Source organism: Streptomyces sp. V3I8, from assembly GCF_030817535.1.
Taxonomy (GTDB): domain Bacteria; phylum Actinomycetota; class Actinomycetes; order Streptomycetales; family Streptomycetaceae; genus Streptomyces.
In genome coordinates this window covers 903,345-921,465 of record NZ_JAUSZL010000002.1, presented here as the reverse complement: position 1 = coordinate 921,465, position 18,121 = coordinate 903,345, and the positions used below count along the sequence as shown (strand labels likewise).

Below are 18,121 nucleotides of genomic sequence, written 5' to 3'. Positions count from 1 at the left end.
CCCGGAGCCGGGGCTCGTCGCCTCTCATCGGCTGTCGCTCGGCCCGGTCTCTGGCAGGGCGGCCCGCCCGGCCTCCAGGCGGGCCACCGGGATGCGGAACGGCGAGCAGGACACGTAGTCCAGTCCCGCTCCATGGAAGAAGCGCACGGATTCGGGATCGCCGCCGTGCTCACCGCAGACCCCGATCGTCAGGTCCGGCCGGGCCGCGCGGCCCTCGGCGACGGCGAGCGAGACCAGCCGTCCCACGCCCTCGCGGTCGATCGTCTCGAACGGGGAAGCGGCGAAGACGCCCTTGTCGAGATAGGCGGAGAAGAACGCGGCCTCGACATCGTCGCGGGAGAAACCCCAGGTGGTCTGGGTGAGGTCGTTCGTGCCGAAGGAGAAGAACTCCGCCTGCCCGGCGATCCGGCCGGCGGTGAGCGCGGCGCGGGGCAGCTCGATCATGGTGCCGACCGGGCAGGTCACCGCGACGCCGGACTCGGCCGAGACCTCGGCCAGTACCCGTTCCACCTCCTCGCGCTCGATGCGCAGTTCCTCGACCGCGCCGACCAGCGGCACCATGATCTCCGCTTCCGGCGCGCCTCCGGCCCGCCTGCGCTCGACGACCGCTTCGGCGATGGCCCGTACCTGCATGGCGACCAGGCCGGGCACCACCAGGCCCAGGCGTACGCCGCGCAGGCCGAGCATCGGGTTCTCCTCGTGCATCCGGTTCACGGCGTCGAGGAGTTCGGTGTCGTGCGGGTCCGGCAGATCGCCGTGCGCCTCGGCGGTGGCGATGCGTACGGCGAGTTCGGTCCGGTCGGGCAGGAACTCGTGCAGTGGCGGGTCGAGGAGGCGGATGGTGACCGGCAGGCCGTCCATCGCTTCGAGGATCCCGACGAAGTCCTCTCGCTGCAGGGGGAGCAGGGCGTCCAGGGCGCGTTCGCGCGTGTCGTCGTCATCGGCCAGGATCATCTGCTCGACCAGCTTGCGGCGCTCCCCGAGGAACATGTGCTCGGTGCGGCACAGGCCGACACCCTGGGCACCGAACCGCCGGGCCCGGGCGGCGTCCTCCGGCGTGTCGGCATTGGCCCGCACCTCCAACCGCCTTTTCCGGTCAGCCAGTTGCAGTGAACGTGCCACCGCGTCCACCACTTCGTCCGACTGCTCGGCGCAGGTGCCGGTCTCCAGGTACCGCATGACAGCGGAGTCCACCAGAGGTGCCTCGCCCGGGTACACGGCACCCGCGGAGCCGTCCACCGAGATGACCGTGCCCTCCTCGACGACGGTTCCGCCACGGGTGGTGAAACGCCGGGCTCCGGTGTCGACGGTGAGTTCCTCGGCGCCGCAGACGCAGACCTTGCCCATGCCGCGGGCGACGACCGCCGCATGGCTCGTCTTGCCGCCGCGGCTGGTGAGCACGGCCTGGGCGGCGACCATGCCCGGCAGATCGTCGGGGGTGGTCTCCTGGCGGACCAGGACGACCTTCTCCCCGGCCGCGGCACGCCGTACGGCCTCGGCGGAGTCGAAGACCGCCGCGCCCACCGCCGCACCCGGCGAGGCGGGAAGACCGTGGGCGAGCGGATCACCGGTCACCGTGGTGTCGAAGCGCGGGAACATCAGGCGGGCGAGCCCGTCCCCGCTCACCCGGGACAGGGCCTCGTCGGCGGTGATGAGTCCCTCGTCGACCAGTTCGGCGGCGATGGCGAAGGCGGCCCCGGCGGTGCGCTTGCCCACCCGGGTCTGCAGCATCCACAGTTTTCCGCGCTCGATGGTGAACTCGATGTCGCACAGGTCCCGGTAGTGGTTCTCCAGCGTCCGCATGTGCTCGCGCAGTTGCTGGTACGAGGCCGGGTCCAGCCGCTCCAGGCCGGCGAGGGGCACGGGGTTGCGGATGCCGGCGACGACGTCCTCGCCCTGCGCGTCGGACAGGTAGTCGCCGTACAGGCCGCTGCGTCCGGTGGCCGGGTCGCGGGTGAAGGCGACACCGCTGCCGGAGTCGGGACCGAGGTTGCCGAACACCATGCGCTGCACGGTGACCGCGGTGCCCAGATCGTCGGCGATGTGCTCCCGGCGCCGGTACAGGCGGGCCCGTTCGCCGTTCCACGAGCCGAAGACCGCGAGGACCGCCCGCCGCAGCTGCTCGGCGGGAGACTGCGGGAAGTCGTCCCCGGTCGCGTCGTGGATCAGGTCCTTGTACGTTTCCACGAGTCCGGCGAGGTCGCTCGCGTCCAGGTGCAGATCGTCCGGGGCCCCGCGTGTCTCCTTGAGCCGTGCCATGGCCCGCTCGAAGAGTTCCGCGTCGACCCCCATCACCGTGCTGCCGAACATCTGCACCAGCCTGCGGTACGAGTCCCAGGCGAAGCGCTCGTTCCCGGACGACTTGGCCAGACCCACCACGGAGGCGTCGTTGAGACCGATGTCGAGGACCGTCTCCATCATGCCGGGCATGGAGAAGCGGGCCCCGGAGCGCACGGACAGCAGCAGCGGGCCGTCCGGCTGCCCCAGCACCCGCCCGGCGGCGGCCTCGACGGCCGATAGGTGACGGGAGATCTCCCGGGACATGCCCTCGGGTTCGGTGCCGCTGGTCAGGAAGGCGCGGCAGGCCTCCGTGGTGACGACGAACCCCTGCGGTACCGGAAGGCCCAGCCTGGTCATCTCGGCCAGGTTCGCTCCCTTGCCGCCGAGCAGGTCGGCCATGTCACGGCGGCCCTTCGTGAAGTCGTACACGTAACGGCCCATGTCACTGCGCTCCTCGGCTCGGCACCCGGCTTGATGTGCTCGTGTCCCTCCAGCGTCGGACGGCCGCCGGCAGGAGGGCAGGTGCTGGACGTCCCCGTGGGTGGGCCGGTCGGCCCCCTCGGCACGGGCGAAGAAACGGGTCGCCCGGAAAGGGGTCGCCCGGAAATCGGGTCGCCCGGAAATCAGGGCCGACCGGCCCTGGCCGTTCGGCCCCGAGGAGGGAAGGATCCAGAAACACAAGAAGCCGGTACGCGCGCGGGTGCGGACATCGGCGTCCGGCGCACGACAGGGAGCATCCGATGGCGGACAGCGAACGATCCGGTTCCGACAGTTCGATCCGGGTCTTCCTGCTGGACGACCACGAGGTCGTACGGCGCGGGGTGCGTGATCTGCTGAACGACGAGCCGGACATCACCGTGGTCGGCGAGGCCGGCACCGTCGAGCAGGCACTGGTCCGCGTTCCGGCGCTGCGGCCCCAGGTGGCGGTCCTCGACATCCGTCTGTCCGACGGGGACGGCGTGACCGTCTGCCGGGAACTGCGCTCGCAGATGCCTGAGCTGGTCTGTCTGATGCTGACCTCGTTCGACGACGAGGAGGCCCTGCTCGACTCGATCATGGCGGGTGCGTCCGGCTACGTCCTCAAGCAGATCAGGGGGGCGGACCTGGTGTCGGCCGTCCGGACGGTGGCCGCGGGCCAGTCCCTGCTCGATCCGAGCGCCGCCGCCAAGCTGATGGCCCGGCTGCGCGAGGGGGACCGGCCGAAGGAGGAGCCGGACGCGCTGCCCGGCCTGACGGAACGGGAACGGGACATTCTCGCTCTGATCGGCAAGGGGCTGACCAACCGGCAGATCGGCCAGCAGCTCTTCCTCGCCGAGAAGACGGTGAAGAACCACATCTCGCGACTGCTCGCCAAGCTCGGTGTGGAGCGGCGCATCCAGGCCGCCGTCATCGCCACCCAGGCCGAGGACAGACTCAGGCACGAAGCACACTGAAGCCAACAGGTGCGGACCGTCAGAGCCTCGGCCGTCCCCGGGTCCACAGACCGCGACGGGCACGAGCGGTCCACAGTTCGGTGCGGAGGCCCAGGACTGGATCCGTATCCTCCACGGCGGTGGACCGATACCGTGGAAGGTGACCCGAGGGGCCGGTCGTCGGTGCGTCGAGGGGACCTGGAGGATCACCGGTGGAGAGCTCCGAAGAGCCCCGTCAGGCTCGCGTGCGACTGCCACAACTGAGGCTGGACGAGCTGCTGGAGGAGTTGCAGGCCAGGCTCGACGCGGCCCGCGGTACGCGCGACCGGGTGCACAGCCTGCTGGAGGCCGTGCTCTCCGTCGGCCGGGAGCTTGATCTGGAGCAGGCGCTGTACAGCATCGTGGAGGCCGCGGCCGTCCTGGTGGACGCGGAGTACGCCGCCCTCGGCGTGATCGGCCCCGACGGCAAGTGGCTGTCGGCCTTCCACACCATCGGGATCAGCGAGGAACAGATCGCCGGGATCGGCCACTATCCGGAGGGCCACGGCATCCTGGGCGAACTCATCCGCCACCCCGAGCCCTTGCGCCTGGTGAAGCTCTCCGAGCACCCCGCCTCGTACGGCTTCCCGCCCCATCATCCGCCGATGAATTCCTTCGTCGGTGTACCGATCCGGGTACGGGACCAGGTCTTCGGCAATCTCTACCTGACCGAGAAGCGGGACGGGGCGCAGTTCGACGAGGAGGACGAGTCGGTCCTGTCGACGCTGGCCGTGGCGGCCGGTGTGGCGATCGACAACGCCCGTCTGTACGAGGAGTCGCGGCTGCGTGAGCGCTGGCTGCAGGCGAGCGCGGAGATCACGCACTGTCTGATGTCCGGCAGTGACCGCGCCGAGGTCCTCGGCCTGATCGCGGAGCGGGCCAGAGAGATCACCGTGGCCGCCGTGGCCGTCGTCGCGGTCCCCATGGAGAACACCGACTCGCTCACGGTGGAGTTGGCCATCGGGGAGGGGGCGGAGGCACATGGCGGGCTCGTACTGCCGGTGGACGGCGGTCTGATCGGCCGGGCGTTCTCCGAGGCCGTCACGGTCGCCAGCCCCGACATCTCCGCCGAGGAATCGGCCGTCGGTACGCCGCGGTTCACCGGACTGGGTCCGGCGATCGCCGTCCCCATCGGAGCGGGCGAGGGCGTACGAGGGATCGTCCTGCTGGTACGCGAGTCGGGCCGGACGGCGTTCACCGAGAAGGAGACCGAGCCGCTGCGGGGCTTCGCCGCCCAGGCCGCCGTCGCGATGGAACTGGCCGAACGACGCCAGGACGCCGAGGAGATAGCGGTGCTCAAGGACCGTGACCGCATCGCGCGCGACCTCCATGACCTGGCCATTCAGCGCCTGTTCGCCACCGGTATGACCCTGCAGAGCGCCGGCCGCTTCATCGAGCACTCCGAGGCGTCGGAACGCGTGGTGCGGGCGGTGGACGACCTGGACGAGACCATCAAGATCATCAGGTCCACCATCTTCGGACTGCGGGCGCGTGACGGCGACGCGGACCCGGGCCTGAGGGCCCGGGTGGTGCGCATGGTCGGCAAGGCGGCGCCCGTGCTGGGCTTCACCCCCGGCCTGCGGATGGAGGGCCTCGTGGACACCCATGTTCCCGAGGAGACCGCCGAGCATGTGCTGGCCGTGCTCTCCGAGGCACTGACGAACGTCGCCCGGCATGCCTGCGCCGACCGGTGCACGGTGGTGCTGGAGACCGACGGCCGCGAGGTCCGCCTCACGGTCTCCGACAACGGTGTCGGAATCCCGCCGGAAGGCCGCCGCAGCGGCCTGCGCAACATGGCGGAACGGGCCGCGCAACTGGGCGGGGAACTGAAACTGGGCAGCCCGGACGAGGGAGGCACCGCCTTGGTCTGGCGGGCGCCGGTGAGGGAGCCGTAGGGCTCCGGCTGTTCCGGACCGGTGGGGCGGCAGCGGTTGAGGCCGAGCCGTGGTGTCACTCGTGCGCAATGACCGCGAAGGGGCGGCGCACGTGGTGCGTCACCGTGTGCGCGACCGGTCCGGTGCGCGGTCCGAGCCGCGCGGAGCGCATTCCGCGCCCGACGGCCAGGAGGCAGGAGGCAGGAGGAGTCGGTCGGAGGCGGTGGATCCCCTCCGGCGGGCCGGACGGCCCGTTGTGACTGCGGGACCTTGGACATCGGCACCTCGGTCCGCCATCCGCCGGGGTGCGGGGACCGGCGGGGATCCTCGACCTGGCCGTGGTCCGGCGCACAATGGAGCGACCGAACGATCAGCGGCCGGAAGCGGCCGGCCTTCGTCGAGGGTGTCGCGGCTTCAGAACGCCCCGCTCCGGACCTTCCCGGAGCGCACGGGAGTTTTCAGGGGAGAACAGGCCCGACGGGGCGGTCCAGGACTTCATGGGGGCCGCGCCGGGGAGAGGAGGGCCCCTCCGGGCCGTACCCCAGGCGAATCATCATCTGCGCGTTCCCGCGCGGTCCCTCCTCGGGCAACAGGCGGGCACGGAGGTCGGGCCATTCCAGTGCCTGATGCAGCAGGGAGGCCCGCACACCATGAGCCGTCGCCACCAGCAGAAGGCGCTCCAGAGCCTGCCCGGCGCGCAGCCAGTCCGTCCGGCGGTCGTGCGCGGTGGACAGCAGGGCGATCAGCGGCTGCCGCTCGAAGGGCCGGGCGGGCAACGCGTCCGGATGACGGCGGGCACCGAAGTCCCGCACGGGGATCTGTTCGCGGAAGTCCTGCGGGCCCAGCGTCCGCGCCGGCATACCCAGGGCCCGCCCGTCCGGTTCGTGCACCCAGCGGCGGCTCTCCGCGGCCCGGTCGGGATCGTTCGCGTTGCGCTGTTCCGCCAGCCTCGTGAGACGGAACAGCCGCTCGGTCTCCGCAGGGCCGGGAAGGGACAGGGTGGCTCCCTCGGCGTGGGCGGCTTCGGCGAGTTCGGCCAGGACGTCCGAGGGCACCGGTTGCCCGGAGAACGGCAGACGGCTGCTGTGCCGTCGCCACAGTGCTCCGTACAGGCGCGCGGCCGAAGGGCTGGTACGGACTGTGCCTCCCAGCCGCACGGTGGCGAGCAGGCCGGGCTCGGCAGGGTCCGGCAGCAGTCGTGCCACAGGCTCCCAGCCGAAGTGCGCCACGGCCACCCGCAGGTTGAGCAGCGCGCACCCCGCGGAGAGGTGGAGGGCACGCCCGGCCGGGTCCATGTGCCGCAGACCGTGTTCTGCCACGGCCCGCAGCCCCAGAGTGACGAGATCCGCGTCGAGCCGGAAACGCCATGGCTGTGTGTTGTGGATCGAGGGCGCGGCCACAGCTGCCGAGACCAGCGTCTCCAGGGTCGGGACGTCAAGCGTTGCGGAAGACATGGGATCCTCCTCCCCGCCTTGCGGCGACTGGTCGTCCGGACGTCCGGCGACCGGTTCAGCGTGGCGCGGACGGGAGTGGGGGGAGGAGAGGCCGAACGGCCCTGTGGGGGGTCCGGGAGGACCCGTGCCGTCCGGCGCGGCGCCGCGGACGGCGCTTCGTCTCGGGAACCGGTGACACCGCGAACGGCCGGCGGCCCGGCGGTCCGGCGGTTGCGGGCGGGAGGAGGGGAGGAGGGGATCGCGGTCCGAACGCGACATCGGGTGCGGCGCTCGGCCGACAGCGGTGAGATGCGCGTCTTCTCCGGCAGATACGGCTGCTTGCCGGTCTCCCGATGGGGAAGCCCGTCCCCGATCGGCGGCAGGGCGCGCGGCGAACGCACGGGGCGGGCGGTCGTCGCGGGGGCCGGCGCCGACCGGCCCGAGGTGACGGTGAGCACCGCGATGCCGTGGCGCGGGACCGCGGTGCCCACCCGCTTCGCGAGTCCGGTGCCCGGCGCGGCGGAGCACTCTCCGAAGGTGGGGCCGAACGTCCTCGGGAAAGGACTGGGCGGCCCCTGCTGCACGAAGCCGTTGCCGCGCCAGGCTGGGCCAGGGACGGGAACGAACAGACCTGGACGCGGGAGGTACGCATCATGCTTCGATACGTTGCCGCAGGGATCGACGGCTCGCCGGAGAGCCTCGCCGCCGCGCACTGGGCGGCGAGGGAGGCCGCTCGGCGCGGCACCGGACTGCGCCTGGTGCACGCCTGGGAGTGGCTCCCGCATTCGGCGCCCTACGTGCCTGCGGGCATGTCCCAGCGGCAGTGGGCGGAGGAGATCCTGGAGCGGGCGTCGAGCAGTGTCCGCGCCGCCCACCCGGAGCTGCGTGTCATCGACGACCTGGTGTCCGAACCGGCCCGCGACGCCCTGCGTACGGCGGCCGGGCAGGCGGAACCGCTGGTCCTCGGTTCCCGGGGGCTCGGCGGACTCGCGGGGTTCCTGCTCGGTTCCGTGAGCCGGCGCGTCGTCGCCGGGTCGCCGGGGCCCGTGGTGCTCGTACGGGCGGACGGAAGTTGCGCGAACGAGCATCTCCCTGTCCTGGACGGAGTGTCTCCGGACGAGATCTCCGCGCTTCCGTACCGGGACATCGTCCTCGGGATCGATGTCGGCAGCCCTTGCGACGAGCTGATCGAGTTCGCCTTCGGGACCGCCCTGCGCTGTGGGGCGCCCTTGCGTGCGATGCACTTCTTCCCCGCCCTGCCGGGGCAGGCGCGTGCCGACCGGCTCGGCGAGCAGCCCGGTCCCGAGCTGCTCGCTGAGAAGGAACACGCCCTGGTCGCGACGCTGCGTCCCTGGTGCGAGAAGTTCCCCGAGGTGGTCGTCACCGAGACGGTCGCCGAAGGACGTGCGGCCGGCGAGATGGTGCGGGCATCGGCCGGTGCCGCGCTCGTCGTCGTGGGGCGCCGACTGCGGGAAGGGCGTTTCGGGGCCCATGTCGGTTCGGTCGCGCACGCGGTTCTGCACCACGCGCGCTGCCCGGTCGCTGTCGTCCCGCATTCCTGAAACCGTTCCGCGCGTGAGTTCCCGGCGCGTCCATGCCCGCACAGCCGCCACCCGAAGATCAAATTTCATGAGGAGGCACAGCCATGACCACCCCGCACGTGACCGTCGGCGTGGACGGCTCGCTCGTCGCCGTACGGGCCCTGGACCGAGCGGCACAGGAGGCCGAACTGCGCGGCGCGACCCTGGACATCGTGTACGCCGTGGCGGACGCCGACGAGGCCGGACCGATTCTGGCGTCCGCCGTGACCCGGACGCGTGAGCGTCACCCCCGTCTGCCGGTCGTGGCGTCGGCGGCCGAGGGCGGCGCGGTACAGGCGCTGCTGCGCCACGGACGCGACGCGGCGCTCACCGTGGTCGGCGCCCGCGGCCTCGGTGCCTTCGCCGGGCTGGTCCTCGGGTCGGTGAGCCTGCGCATGGCGGCGTACTCGCACAGCCCGCTGCTCGTCGTGGGCGGTGACCGTCGGCCGCACGGCGGTGACGTACTGCTCGGACCGGAGGGCGACGCCGACGCCGACGTGGCCGCGTACGCCTTCGAAGAAGCGGTACGCCGAGGCGCGGGGCTGCGCGTTCTGCACGCCTGGGACCATCCCCATCTGCTGTCCGGGCAGGCGCCGCCGATACCGACGTGTCGGGTGACGGACGAACTCACCCGGCACGCCCGGACGGAGCAGGCGGTGCCGCGCTTCGCCGTGGCCGCCCTGCGGGAGAAGTACGCCGACGTCGAGGTGGAGACCCGCACGGTGCGCTCGGGGCCGGTGCACGCGTTGCTGGAGGCGACCCGCGAGGCCGCCGTCGTGGTCGTCGGCGCCCGCAGACGTCCCGGTCTGGCCGGTCCGCAACGGGGTCCGGTCACCCACGCGCTGCTGCACCGATCCCACTGCCCGGTGCTGTTCGTCCCCACGGAGCACGCCGGTACGACCGCCGGCTGAGCGATGCGGGGGGCTGCGGGTCTGTGTCCATGTCTGCGTGTCGATCTGACAGCGCCGGCCGGAGGCGACCGCGGGGCCGCGCCCTGGACGCGGCGGGCCCGCACGGCGCCGACGGTGCAGGGGGACAACGGAGAGCGCCGGAAGCCGGTGCCCGCGGCCGGTTCGCGTGTGTCGTCCACACAGTGGTCCATGTCGTCGCACACGTCGCACACGTCGACCGCTCCGTCCATTCCACGGCACAGGCGGACGATGACCGCGGCCAGGCTCCTCCGCTCGACCGTGCCGCTCAGCGAGACGCGGCCGTCGACGACACGGACGTGCACCGTTCCGGGCGCCATGCCCAGGGTCCGCGCGAGCACGTCCCGGTCGATCTCCTCGCGAACGGCCCGGTCCGGCCGCCGGAACACGCGCAGCGGATCGGCGCGGCTGACGACACCGATCAGCCGGCCCGCCTCGTCCACCACCGGCAGCCGCTCGACCTGTTCGCGTTCCATCACGCGGGCCGCCTCCGCCACGGTCCACCCGGGCCGTGCGGTGACGGCCGGCCTGCTCATCAGCCCCTCGGCCGTGGTCGCTCCGGCCTTCGCCCGGCCGGCGGGCCCCGGGCGCGGCAAGGGCGGCAGACCGGACGGATCCAGTTGCGACGCCTCCCTGCGCAGCAGATCCGCCTCGGAGACCACGCCCAACGGGCGGCCGTCGTCGTCCACCACCGGTACGGCTGTGATGCCGTACTCGACAAGTAGTCCGGCGATGTCCTTGAAGCCGGCGTCCCGCGGCGCGTGCATGGCCCGTGCCGTCATCAGGTCGCTCACCACGCGACGTCCCGCAGGCCGCCGGCGCTTCCTCCCGGCCGCACCGACAGGGCCTGGTCGCGTGCCGTTGGGGGCCGACCGGCCCTGTCGGCACCGCGACGCGTGGGCCGAGGGTGGTCATGAGTGCACACCGGCACGTGACCGCGACCCGGAAGGGACCCCATCATGCGCGACGTTCCACAGCAGGCGCCCACCCCGATCACGGACGACGAACTGCGCGCCCTGGACGCCCATTGGCGCGCCGCGAACTACCTGGCCGTCGGTCAGATCTATCTCATGTCCAACCCCCTGCTGACCGAACCGCTGCGTCCCGAGCACGTGAAGCCGCGGCTGCTCGGGCACTGGGGTACGTCCCCAGGTCTGAACCTGGTCCACACCCACCTCAACCGCGTCATCAAGGCCCGGGATCAGGACGCACTGTGCATCTGGGGGCCCGGACACGGCGGGCCCGCCGTGCTGGCCAACTCCTGGCTGGAGGGCACCTACTCGGAGACCTACCCGGACGTGAGCCGGGACGCCGAGGGCATGGCCAGGCTCTTCAGGCAATTCTCCTTCCCCGGCGGTGTACCCAGCCATGTCGCGCCGGAGACCCCCGGGTCGATCCACGAGGGCGGTGAGCTCGGCTACTCCCTCTCACACGCTTATGGAGCGGCCCTGGACAACCCGGATCTGCTGGTCGCCTGTGTGATCGGTGACGGCGAGGCGGAGACGGGGCCGCTGGCGGCCTCCTGGCACTCCACCAAGTTCCTCGATCCGGTGCATGACGGGGCGGTGCTGCCGATCCTGCACCTGAACGGCTACAAGATCGCCAATCCGGCGGTGCTGGCCCGGCTGCCCGAGTCCGAACTCGACTCGCTGCTGCGGGGCTACGGACACATACCGATCCACGTCACCGGGGACGACCCGATGACCGTGCACCGGGACATGGCCATTGCCATGGACCACGCCCTGGAGCGGATCGACCTCATCCAGCGCAGCGCACGCGAGGAGGGCATCACGCAGCGGGCCCACTGGCCGGTGATCGTACTGCGCACCCCCAAGGGCTGGACCGGTCCCGCCGAGGTCGACGGGGTGCAGGTGGAGGGCACCTGGCGGGCCCACCAGGTGCCGCTGTCCGCCGTCCGCGACAACCCCGAGCACCTGCGGCAACTGGAGACCTGGCTGCGCTCGTACCAGCCGGAAGAGCTCTTCGACGCGCAGGGCCGCCCACGTGAGCAGGTGCTGGCCTGCGTTCCCGAAGGCGCCCGGCGCCTCGGTGCCACACCGCACGCCAACGGCGGTCTGCTGCTGCGCGAACTGCCGCTGCCGGAGCTGGCGAAGTTCGCCGTCGCCGTCGACAAGCCCGGTGTGACGATGCACGAGCCGACCCGGGTCCTGGGCGACATGCTGGAGCACGTCATGCAGCACACCGGCGGGCGCCGCGACTTCCGGCTCGTCGGCCCCGACGAGACGGCCTCCAACCGGCTCCAGGCCGTCTTCGACGCCAGCGGCAAGGCATGGCAGGCCGACACGCTCCCTGTGGACGAGCACCTGGACCGCCACGGCCGGGTCATGGAGATCCTGTCCGAACACACCTGCCAGGGCTGGCTGGAGGGCTATCTGCTGACCGGCCGGCACGGGCTGTTCTCCTGCTACGAGGCCTTCGTGCACATCGTCGACTCGATGGTCAACCAGCACATCAAGTGGCTGCGCGTCACCCGCCGGCTGCCCTGGCGCGCCCCCATCGCCTCGCTCAACTACCTGCTCACCTCGCACGTGTGGCGTCAGGACCACAACGGCTTCTCCCACCAGGACCCCGGCTTCGTCGACCACGTCCTGAACAAGAGCCCGGAGGTGGTACGGGTCTACCTGCCGCCGGACGCCAACACGCTGCTGTCGGTCGCCGACCACGTGCTGCGCAGCCGCGACTACGTCAACGTCGTCGTGGCCGGCAAGCAGCCGTGCTTCGACTGGCTCAGCATGGAACAGGCGCGGGTGCACTGCGCCCGGGGCGCGGGCATCTGGGAGTGGGCCGGCACGGAGGACGGCACCGGCGAGCCCGACGTGGTGCTCGCCGCGGCCGGCGACGTGCCCACCCAGGAGGTGCTGGCCGCCGCGCAGTTGCTGCGCCGGCATCTGCCCGACCTGGTCGTCCGCATGGTCAACGTCGTCGACCTGGCGCGGCTGCTTCCCCAGGAGGAGCACCCCCACGGCATGCCCGGCTCGCAGTACGACGCGCTGTTCACCCGCGACAAGCCGGTCATCTTCGCCTACCACGGCTACCCGTGGCTGATCCACCGCCTCGCCTATCGCCGTACCGGCCACGCCAACCTGCACGTACGCGGCTACAAGGAGATCGGCACCACCACGACACCGTTCGACATGCTGGTGACCAACGACCTCGACCGGTACCGCCTGGTGATGGACGTCATCGACCGCGTGCCCGGTCTGGCCGTGAAGGCCGCCCCCGTACGGCAGCTGATGGAGGACACCCGGCTGCGCCACCACGACTGGATCCGCGAGCACGGCACCGACCTGCCGGAGGTCACGGACTGGGCCTGGAGCGGCTGAGGGCCGCCGCTTCGAACCTCCGCCCGTTCCGGGCCGGGGCGCCGCCGCGTCGACGCGGCGGCACCCCGCGGCCGTGACACCGTCCTCTGGGGGTCCGCCGGCCGGCTGCCCTCGCTGTGGGAGACGGGTACCCGGCGGCGGCCGTGCACGGAGCGACAACGGAGCGGGAGCGGAAGGTCGGTGCGCGGCGGAAAGCCCACGCGGCTAAAGCCCACGCGGCTGCCGGCTACCAACTGCACGGGCCGGCCGAGCGCGGTGGTTTGCGGCCGCGCCGTCGTGATCGGCCGTCGCTGCGACCGGCTGTCAGTCGTGCGGGACGACGGCGACCGGTGCGTGCGCGTGGTGCAGGACCGCGTGGGTCACCGGGCCGACGCGCGGACCCGGCGACGAGCGGCGGACGCCGCGGCCCACGACCGCCAACCGTGCGTCCCTGGACGCGTCAACACGACGGGGCCCGCCCCGCCGACCACGGCCTGGGGGTTGGGGGTATACATCCCCACCGGGAGACTTCTCCTGCCACGGCATGAGGATCCCGGTCAGCAGGTCCCGCGCCTGCTCCGAGCACGCGGGACGGGGCCAGGCCCGACCGTGCACCACGCGCAGGCCGCAGGTGTGGCGCGCGGCGGCGTCGAAGGCGTACCCGATCACGTAGCGCGATCGCGTAGTGGGCCTGCTTGCACAGGTCGAGTCCGAGGACGACGTCACGCTCCGTCGTACCGGCGCCCGTGGGCACTCGGGCGGCCTCGGCCCTTTCCTCGGCTCGTACGTGAACCACCGGCCGCTCGGCGCGGGCGAGTACGCCGGAGGCCACGGACCCGACGAGGAAGCCGCCGAGCCCGCCCAGTCCCTGCAGCCGGTGGTTCACGATGACCGGGTCGAAGCCCTGGGTGCCGTGCCCCCAGGTCGGCACCCACGACCCGGCCCCGGACCTGTGCGGTTTCCACGACCGGGCGGGGGCGACACCTCGAACACCGTCGTGCCACGCGATCGTCTGTCGGCATCGGCATCGGCATCGGCATCGGCATCGGCTCGGTATCGGCATCGGCATCGGCACACGAGGCGCCCGGGGCCGGGACGGATGTCCGGACTCCGGGCCGCCTGCCGTGCGGGTGCACAGCCCGTGTGGACGGCAGGAGCGGGACTCAGCTCTCGGGGAGCCGGGCCGCGACGTATTCGGTGAGGTCGAGCAGCCGGTTGGTGTAGCCCCACTCGTTGTCGTACCAGCCGAAGACCTTCACCAGGTTGCCGTGGACCAGGGTGAGCGGTGCGTCGAAGACGCAGGAGGCGGGGTCGCCGACGATGTCGCGGGAGACGATCGGGGCGTCGGAGACCCGCAGTATCCCCTTCAGCGGACCGTCGGCGGCCTCGCGGAAGGCGGTGTTGATCTCCTCGGCGGAGACGGCCCGGTCGAGCACCAGGGTCAGGTCGGTGAGGGAACCGTCCTCCACGGGGACGCGGACCGCCAGGCCGTCGAGGGTGCCGGCCAGTCCGGGAAGCACGAGCCCGACGGCGCGGGCGGCTCCCGTGCTGGTGGGGATGATGTTGACGGCCGCGGTACGGCCGCGGCGCGGGTCCTTGTGCGGCCCGTCGAGGACGACCTGGTCGTTGGTGTAGCCGTGGATCGTGGTCATCAGGCCCTTGTCGATCCCGAAGGACTCGTCGAGGACCTTGACCATCGGCGCGACGCAGTTGGTGGTGCACGAGGCGTTCGAGACCACATGGTCGCTGTCCGGGTCGTACGTGGCCTCGTTGACGCCCATCACGACGGTGGCGTCGACGTTCTTGCCGGGCACCGACAGCAGCACCTTGCGGGCGCCGCCCTTCAGGTGCAGTCCGGCGTCCTCGCGGGTGCGGAAGCGGCCGGTCGACTCGATGACCACGTCCACCCCCAGGTCGCCCCACGCCAGGGCGGCAGGATCGCGTTCGGCCGTCACCGCGATGCGGTGCCCGTCGACCGTGACGGACGTGTCGTCGTACTCGACGGTGCGGCGCAACCTGCCGTAGGTCGAGTCGAACTCCAGCAGATGCGCGAGGGCCGATGTCGAGGTGATGTCGTTGACCGCCACCACCTCGACGGTCGTACCGGTCCCGGTCTCCGCGCGCTCCAGGACACATCGCAGGTAGTTGCGTCCGATGCGTCCGAAGCCGTTGATTCCTACCCGCACGGTCATGTTCCTCGTCCTCCCGATCGGCGTCGTCCGGTGTGCGTCCTCAGCCTCACGGTCCGGGAGCGTGCCCGGCTTGGGCCGTACGGGAGTGAGAAGGAGGGACGTTCGGCCCGCTCCGGACGCCTGACCATCCGGTCGGCCCTGTCCGGGCCCGGTCGCCGCCCTCTCCGGGCCGGTCGGGGCACCGACAGGGACCTTCGGGCACTGGGACCGGACACACCGGCCGCGAGACGGTGTTCGACGGGAGCGACACCGAATCCTCACGGTGCAGATCCCGCCGCGAGCCGCCCGAACGCCGGCGGCGCACCCCGATCACGGAGGCGAACTTCCATGGCCCGTCAGGACGACCGCATCGGCAACGGTGGCTCGCAGGACTCCCGGGGAGGGCCCTCCGACACAGCGATCGCCGTGGAACGGCTGGTGACGAACGGGCTGAAGGCGCTTGCCGACTACGACTCGCTGACCCAGGAGCGGATCGATCACATCGTCAAGAAGGCCTCCGTGGCGGCCCTGGACCGGCACACGGACCTGGCCCTGCGGGCGGTGCGGGAGACCGGCCGCGGCGTCTTCGAGGACAAGGCCGCGAAGAACATGTTCGCCTGCGAGCACGTCACACACAGCATGGGCCGGATGAAGACCGTCGGAGTCATCGCGCGCGACGACATCGACGGCATCGTCGAGATGGCGGAGCCGGTCGGCGTGGTGTGCGCCGTCACCCCGGTCACGAACCCCACCTCCACGACGATCTTCAAGGCGCTGATCGCGCTGAAGACCCGTAACCCGATCGTCTTCGCCTTCCACCCCGCGGCACAGAGCTGCAGCGCCGAGGCGGCCCGCGTCGTGCGGGACGCGGCCGTCGCCGCGGGCGCGCCGGAGCACTGTGTGCAGTGGATCGAGGAGCCCTCCGTCCAGGCGACCGGGGCGCTGATGCACCACCCGGGGATCTCGCTGATCCTGGCGACCGGCGGCAACGGGATGGTGAAGGCCGCGTACTCGGCGGGCAAACCCGCCCTCGGCGTCGGCGCCGGCAACGTCCCGGCCTACGTCCACAGGAGCGCGAAACTGCGCCGGGCCGTCAACGACCTGGTGCTGTCCAAGTCCTTCGACAACGGCATGATCTGCGCCTCGGAGCAGGCGGTCATCCTGGACGACGAGATCTACGACGCGGCGCTCGCCGAGTTCCGCGCCCTGCACGCTTACGTTGCGAACCCGCAGGAGAAGCGGGAGCTGGAGGCGTACCTGTTCCCCGGGGGCGACGTGCACGGCGGCTGCGAGCCCAAGGTGAACGCGGCGGCCGTCGGGCAGAGCGCGCGGTGGATCGCGGAGCAGGCCGGGTTCACCGTGCCCGAAGGCACCTCGCTCATCCTCGTCGAGGCCGAACGGGTCGGCCCGGACGAGCCATTGACGAGGGAGAAGCTCTGCCCCGTGCTGACCGTGCTGCGCGCCGGATCGCAGGCGCAGGGCTTCGACCTGGCGGCCGACATGGTCGCCTTCCACGGCCAGGGGCACAGCTCCGTCATCCACACGGAGGACCCCGCGGTGGCCGAGGCCTACGGCGCCCGCATGAAGACCGTGCGTGTCATCGTCAACTCGCCCTCCTCGCAGGGAGCGATCGGCGGCGTCTACAACAGCCTGCTGCCGTCACTGACCCTGGGCTGCGGATCGTGGGGGAGCACCTCGGTCTCCGACAACGTCTCCGCCGCCCATCTGCTGAACATCAAGCGGGTGACCACCCGCCGCAACAACCTGCAGTGGTTCAAGGTCCCGCCGAAGATCTACTTCGAGCCCCAGGCCATCCGGTACCTGACCTCCATGCCGGACGTCCACCGCGTCACCGTGGTCACGGACGCGACGATGACCCGCCTCGGCTTCGTCGACCGGGTCACCCGCGTGCTCCAGCGCCGGGACGAACCGGTGACCCTGCAGATCATCGACACCGTGGAGCCCGAGCCCAGCATCGACTGCGTCCGGCGTGGCGCCGCGCTGATGCGCGACTTCCGCCCGGACACCATCATCGCGCTGGGCGGCGGCTCACCCATGGACGCGGCGAAGGTGATGTGGCTGCTGTACGAGCAGCAGGCCGTCGGCAACGAGATGGACTTCGCCGACATGCGCCAGAAGTTCTCCGACATCCGCAAGCGCGCCTTCCGCTTCCCGGTCCTCGGTGCGCTCGCCCGCCTGGTGTGCATCCCCACCACGTCCGGCACCGGCGCGGAGGTCACCCCGTTCGCGGTCATCTCCGACCCCGCGACCGGCAAGAAGTACCCCCTTGCCGACTACGCCCTCACCCCCAGCGTGGCCATCGTCGACCCGCTGCTCACCGCCGACCTACCGCCGTCGCTGGCCGCCGACAGCGGCTTCGACGCCCTCACGCACGCCGTCGAGTCCTACGTGTCCGTCTACGCGAACGACTTCACCGACGGCCCTGCCCTGCAGGCCGTCAGGCTCGTCTTCGAGCACATCGAGGCAGCCGTGAACGACCGCGCGGCCAGCCCCGAGGCGCAGGAGAAGATGCACAACGCCGGCACCATCGCCGGCATGGCCTTCGGCAACGCGTTCCTGGGCATCGTGCACGCCATGTCGCACACCCTGGGCGCCACCTTCCACATCGCCCACGGGCGCACCAACGCGGTACTGCTGCCGCACGTCATCCGCTACAACGGCACCGTGCCGGGCAAACTCACGGGCTGGCCGAAGTACGAGCACTACCGCGCCCCGGAACGCTTCCAGGACATCGCGCGCGTACTGGGCCTGCCCGCCGCCACACCCCAGCAGGGCGTGGAGTCCCTCGCCGCCGCCGTGGAACGGCTGCGTGACGCCGTCGGCATCGAACCGTCCTTCCAGGCCCTGGGCGTGGACGAGCGGACCTTCCTCGACGCGCTGCCGCAGCAGGCGATGAACGCCTACGAGGACCAGTGCGCGCCGGCCAACCCCCGCATGCCCATGCTCGACGACATGCAGCACCTCATGCGCGCGGCCTACTACGGCCGGGCGGACGCCTCCGCCGAAAGGGCCTGACCGGACGAGTCCGGCGTCCGCCGGGACCGCCGGGGGACCAGCAG

Annotated in this window: 10 protein-coding genes and 1 pseudogene; 6 read left to right on the top strand and 5 right to left on the bottom strand. The window is 71.6% G+C overall.

Going from position 1 to position 18,121, the window contains the following annotated elements; all coding sequences use genetic code 11:
• Positions 1-24 precede the first annotated feature (24 nt).
• Entirely contained in the window at positions 25-2,721 is a 2,697-nt protein-coding gene (ppdK, locus tag QFZ75_RS04370; protein WP_307533949.1) for a pyruvate, phosphate dikinase, read from the bottom strand.
• Positions 2,722-3,020: 299 nt separating this feature from the next.
• Here ppdK and QFZ75_RS04365 point away from each other — a divergent pair, with 299 nt between their 5' ends.
• A complete protein-coding gene (locus tag QFZ75_RS04365) occupies positions 3,021-3,713 on the top strand; it encodes a response regulator transcription factor (RefSeq protein WP_307533947.1) in 693 nt (230 codons plus the stop codon).
• Between the two features lie 191 nt (positions 3,714-3,904).
• Entirely contained in the window at positions 3,905-5,626 is a 1,722-nt protein-coding gene (locus QFZ75_RS04360; protein ID WP_307533945.1) for a GAF domain-containing protein, read from the top strand.
• 437 nt (positions 5,627-6,063) lie between these two features.
• Here the strand turns inward: QFZ75_RS04360 and QFZ75_RS04355 are convergent, their stop codons facing one another.
• Positions 6,064-7,059 (bottom strand): nitroreductase family protein, encoded by a 996-nt coding sequence (locus QFZ75_RS04355; RefSeq protein WP_307533944.1) that lies wholly within the window; start codon positions 7,057-7,059, stop codon positions 6,064-6,066.
• 632 nt (positions 7,060-7,691) lie between these two features.
• On the opposite strand from QFZ75_RS04355, the gene QFZ75_RS04350 reads away from it, so the two are divergent.
• Complete coding sequence (locus QFZ75_RS04350; RefSeq protein WP_307533942.1) at positions 7,692-8,600, top strand: universal stress protein; 909 nt, start codon at positions 7,692-7,694, stop codon at positions 8,598-8,600.
• 83 nt (positions 8,601-8,683) lie between these two features.
• A complete protein-coding gene (locus QFZ75_RS04345) occupies positions 8,684-9,529 on the top strand; it encodes a universal stress protein (RefSeq protein ID WP_307533940.1) in 846 nt (281 codons plus the stop codon).
• Between the two features lie 152 nt (positions 9,530-9,681).
• On the opposite strand, the pseudogene QFZ75_RS04340 reads toward QFZ75_RS04345, so the two are convergent.
• A pseudogene (locus QFZ75_RS04340) lies at positions 9,682-10,329 on the bottom strand (CBS domain-containing protein); the annotation flags it as partial.
• 177 nt (positions 10,330-10,506) lie between these two features.
• On the opposite strand from QFZ75_RS04340, the gene QFZ75_RS04335 reads away from it, so the two are divergent.
• Positions 10,507-12,891 (top strand): phosphoketolase, encoded by a 2,385-nt coding sequence (locus tag QFZ75_RS04335; RefSeq protein WP_307533938.1) that lies wholly within the window; start codon positions 10,507-10,509, stop codon positions 12,889-12,891.
• A gap of 303 nt (positions 12,892-13,194) precedes the next feature.
• Here QFZ75_RS04335 and QFZ75_RS41050 read toward each other — a convergent pair whose 3' ends face one another.
• Positions 13,195-13,539: a universal stress protein gene (locus tag QFZ75_RS41050; RefSeq protein ID WP_373465807.1), complete on the bottom strand. Its 345-nt coding sequence runs from the start codon at positions 13,537-13,539 to the stop codon at positions 13,195-13,197.
• Positions 13,540-14,033: 494 nt separating this feature from the next.
• Complete coding sequence (gene gap / locus QFZ75_RS04330; protein ID WP_307533936.1) at positions 14,034-15,062, bottom strand: type I glyceraldehyde-3-phosphate dehydrogenase; 1,029 nt, start codon at positions 15,060-15,062, stop codon at positions 14,034-14,036.
• Positions 15,063-15,389: 327 nt separating this feature from the next.
• On the opposite strand from gap, the gene adhE reads away from it, so the two are divergent.
• A complete protein-coding gene (gene adhE, locus QFZ75_RS04325; protein WP_307533935.1) occupies positions 15,390-18,077 on the top strand; it encodes a bifunctional acetaldehyde-CoA/alcohol dehydrogenase in 2,688 nt (895 codons plus the stop codon).
• The last annotated feature ends 44 nt before the right edge of the window (positions 18,078-18,121 follow it).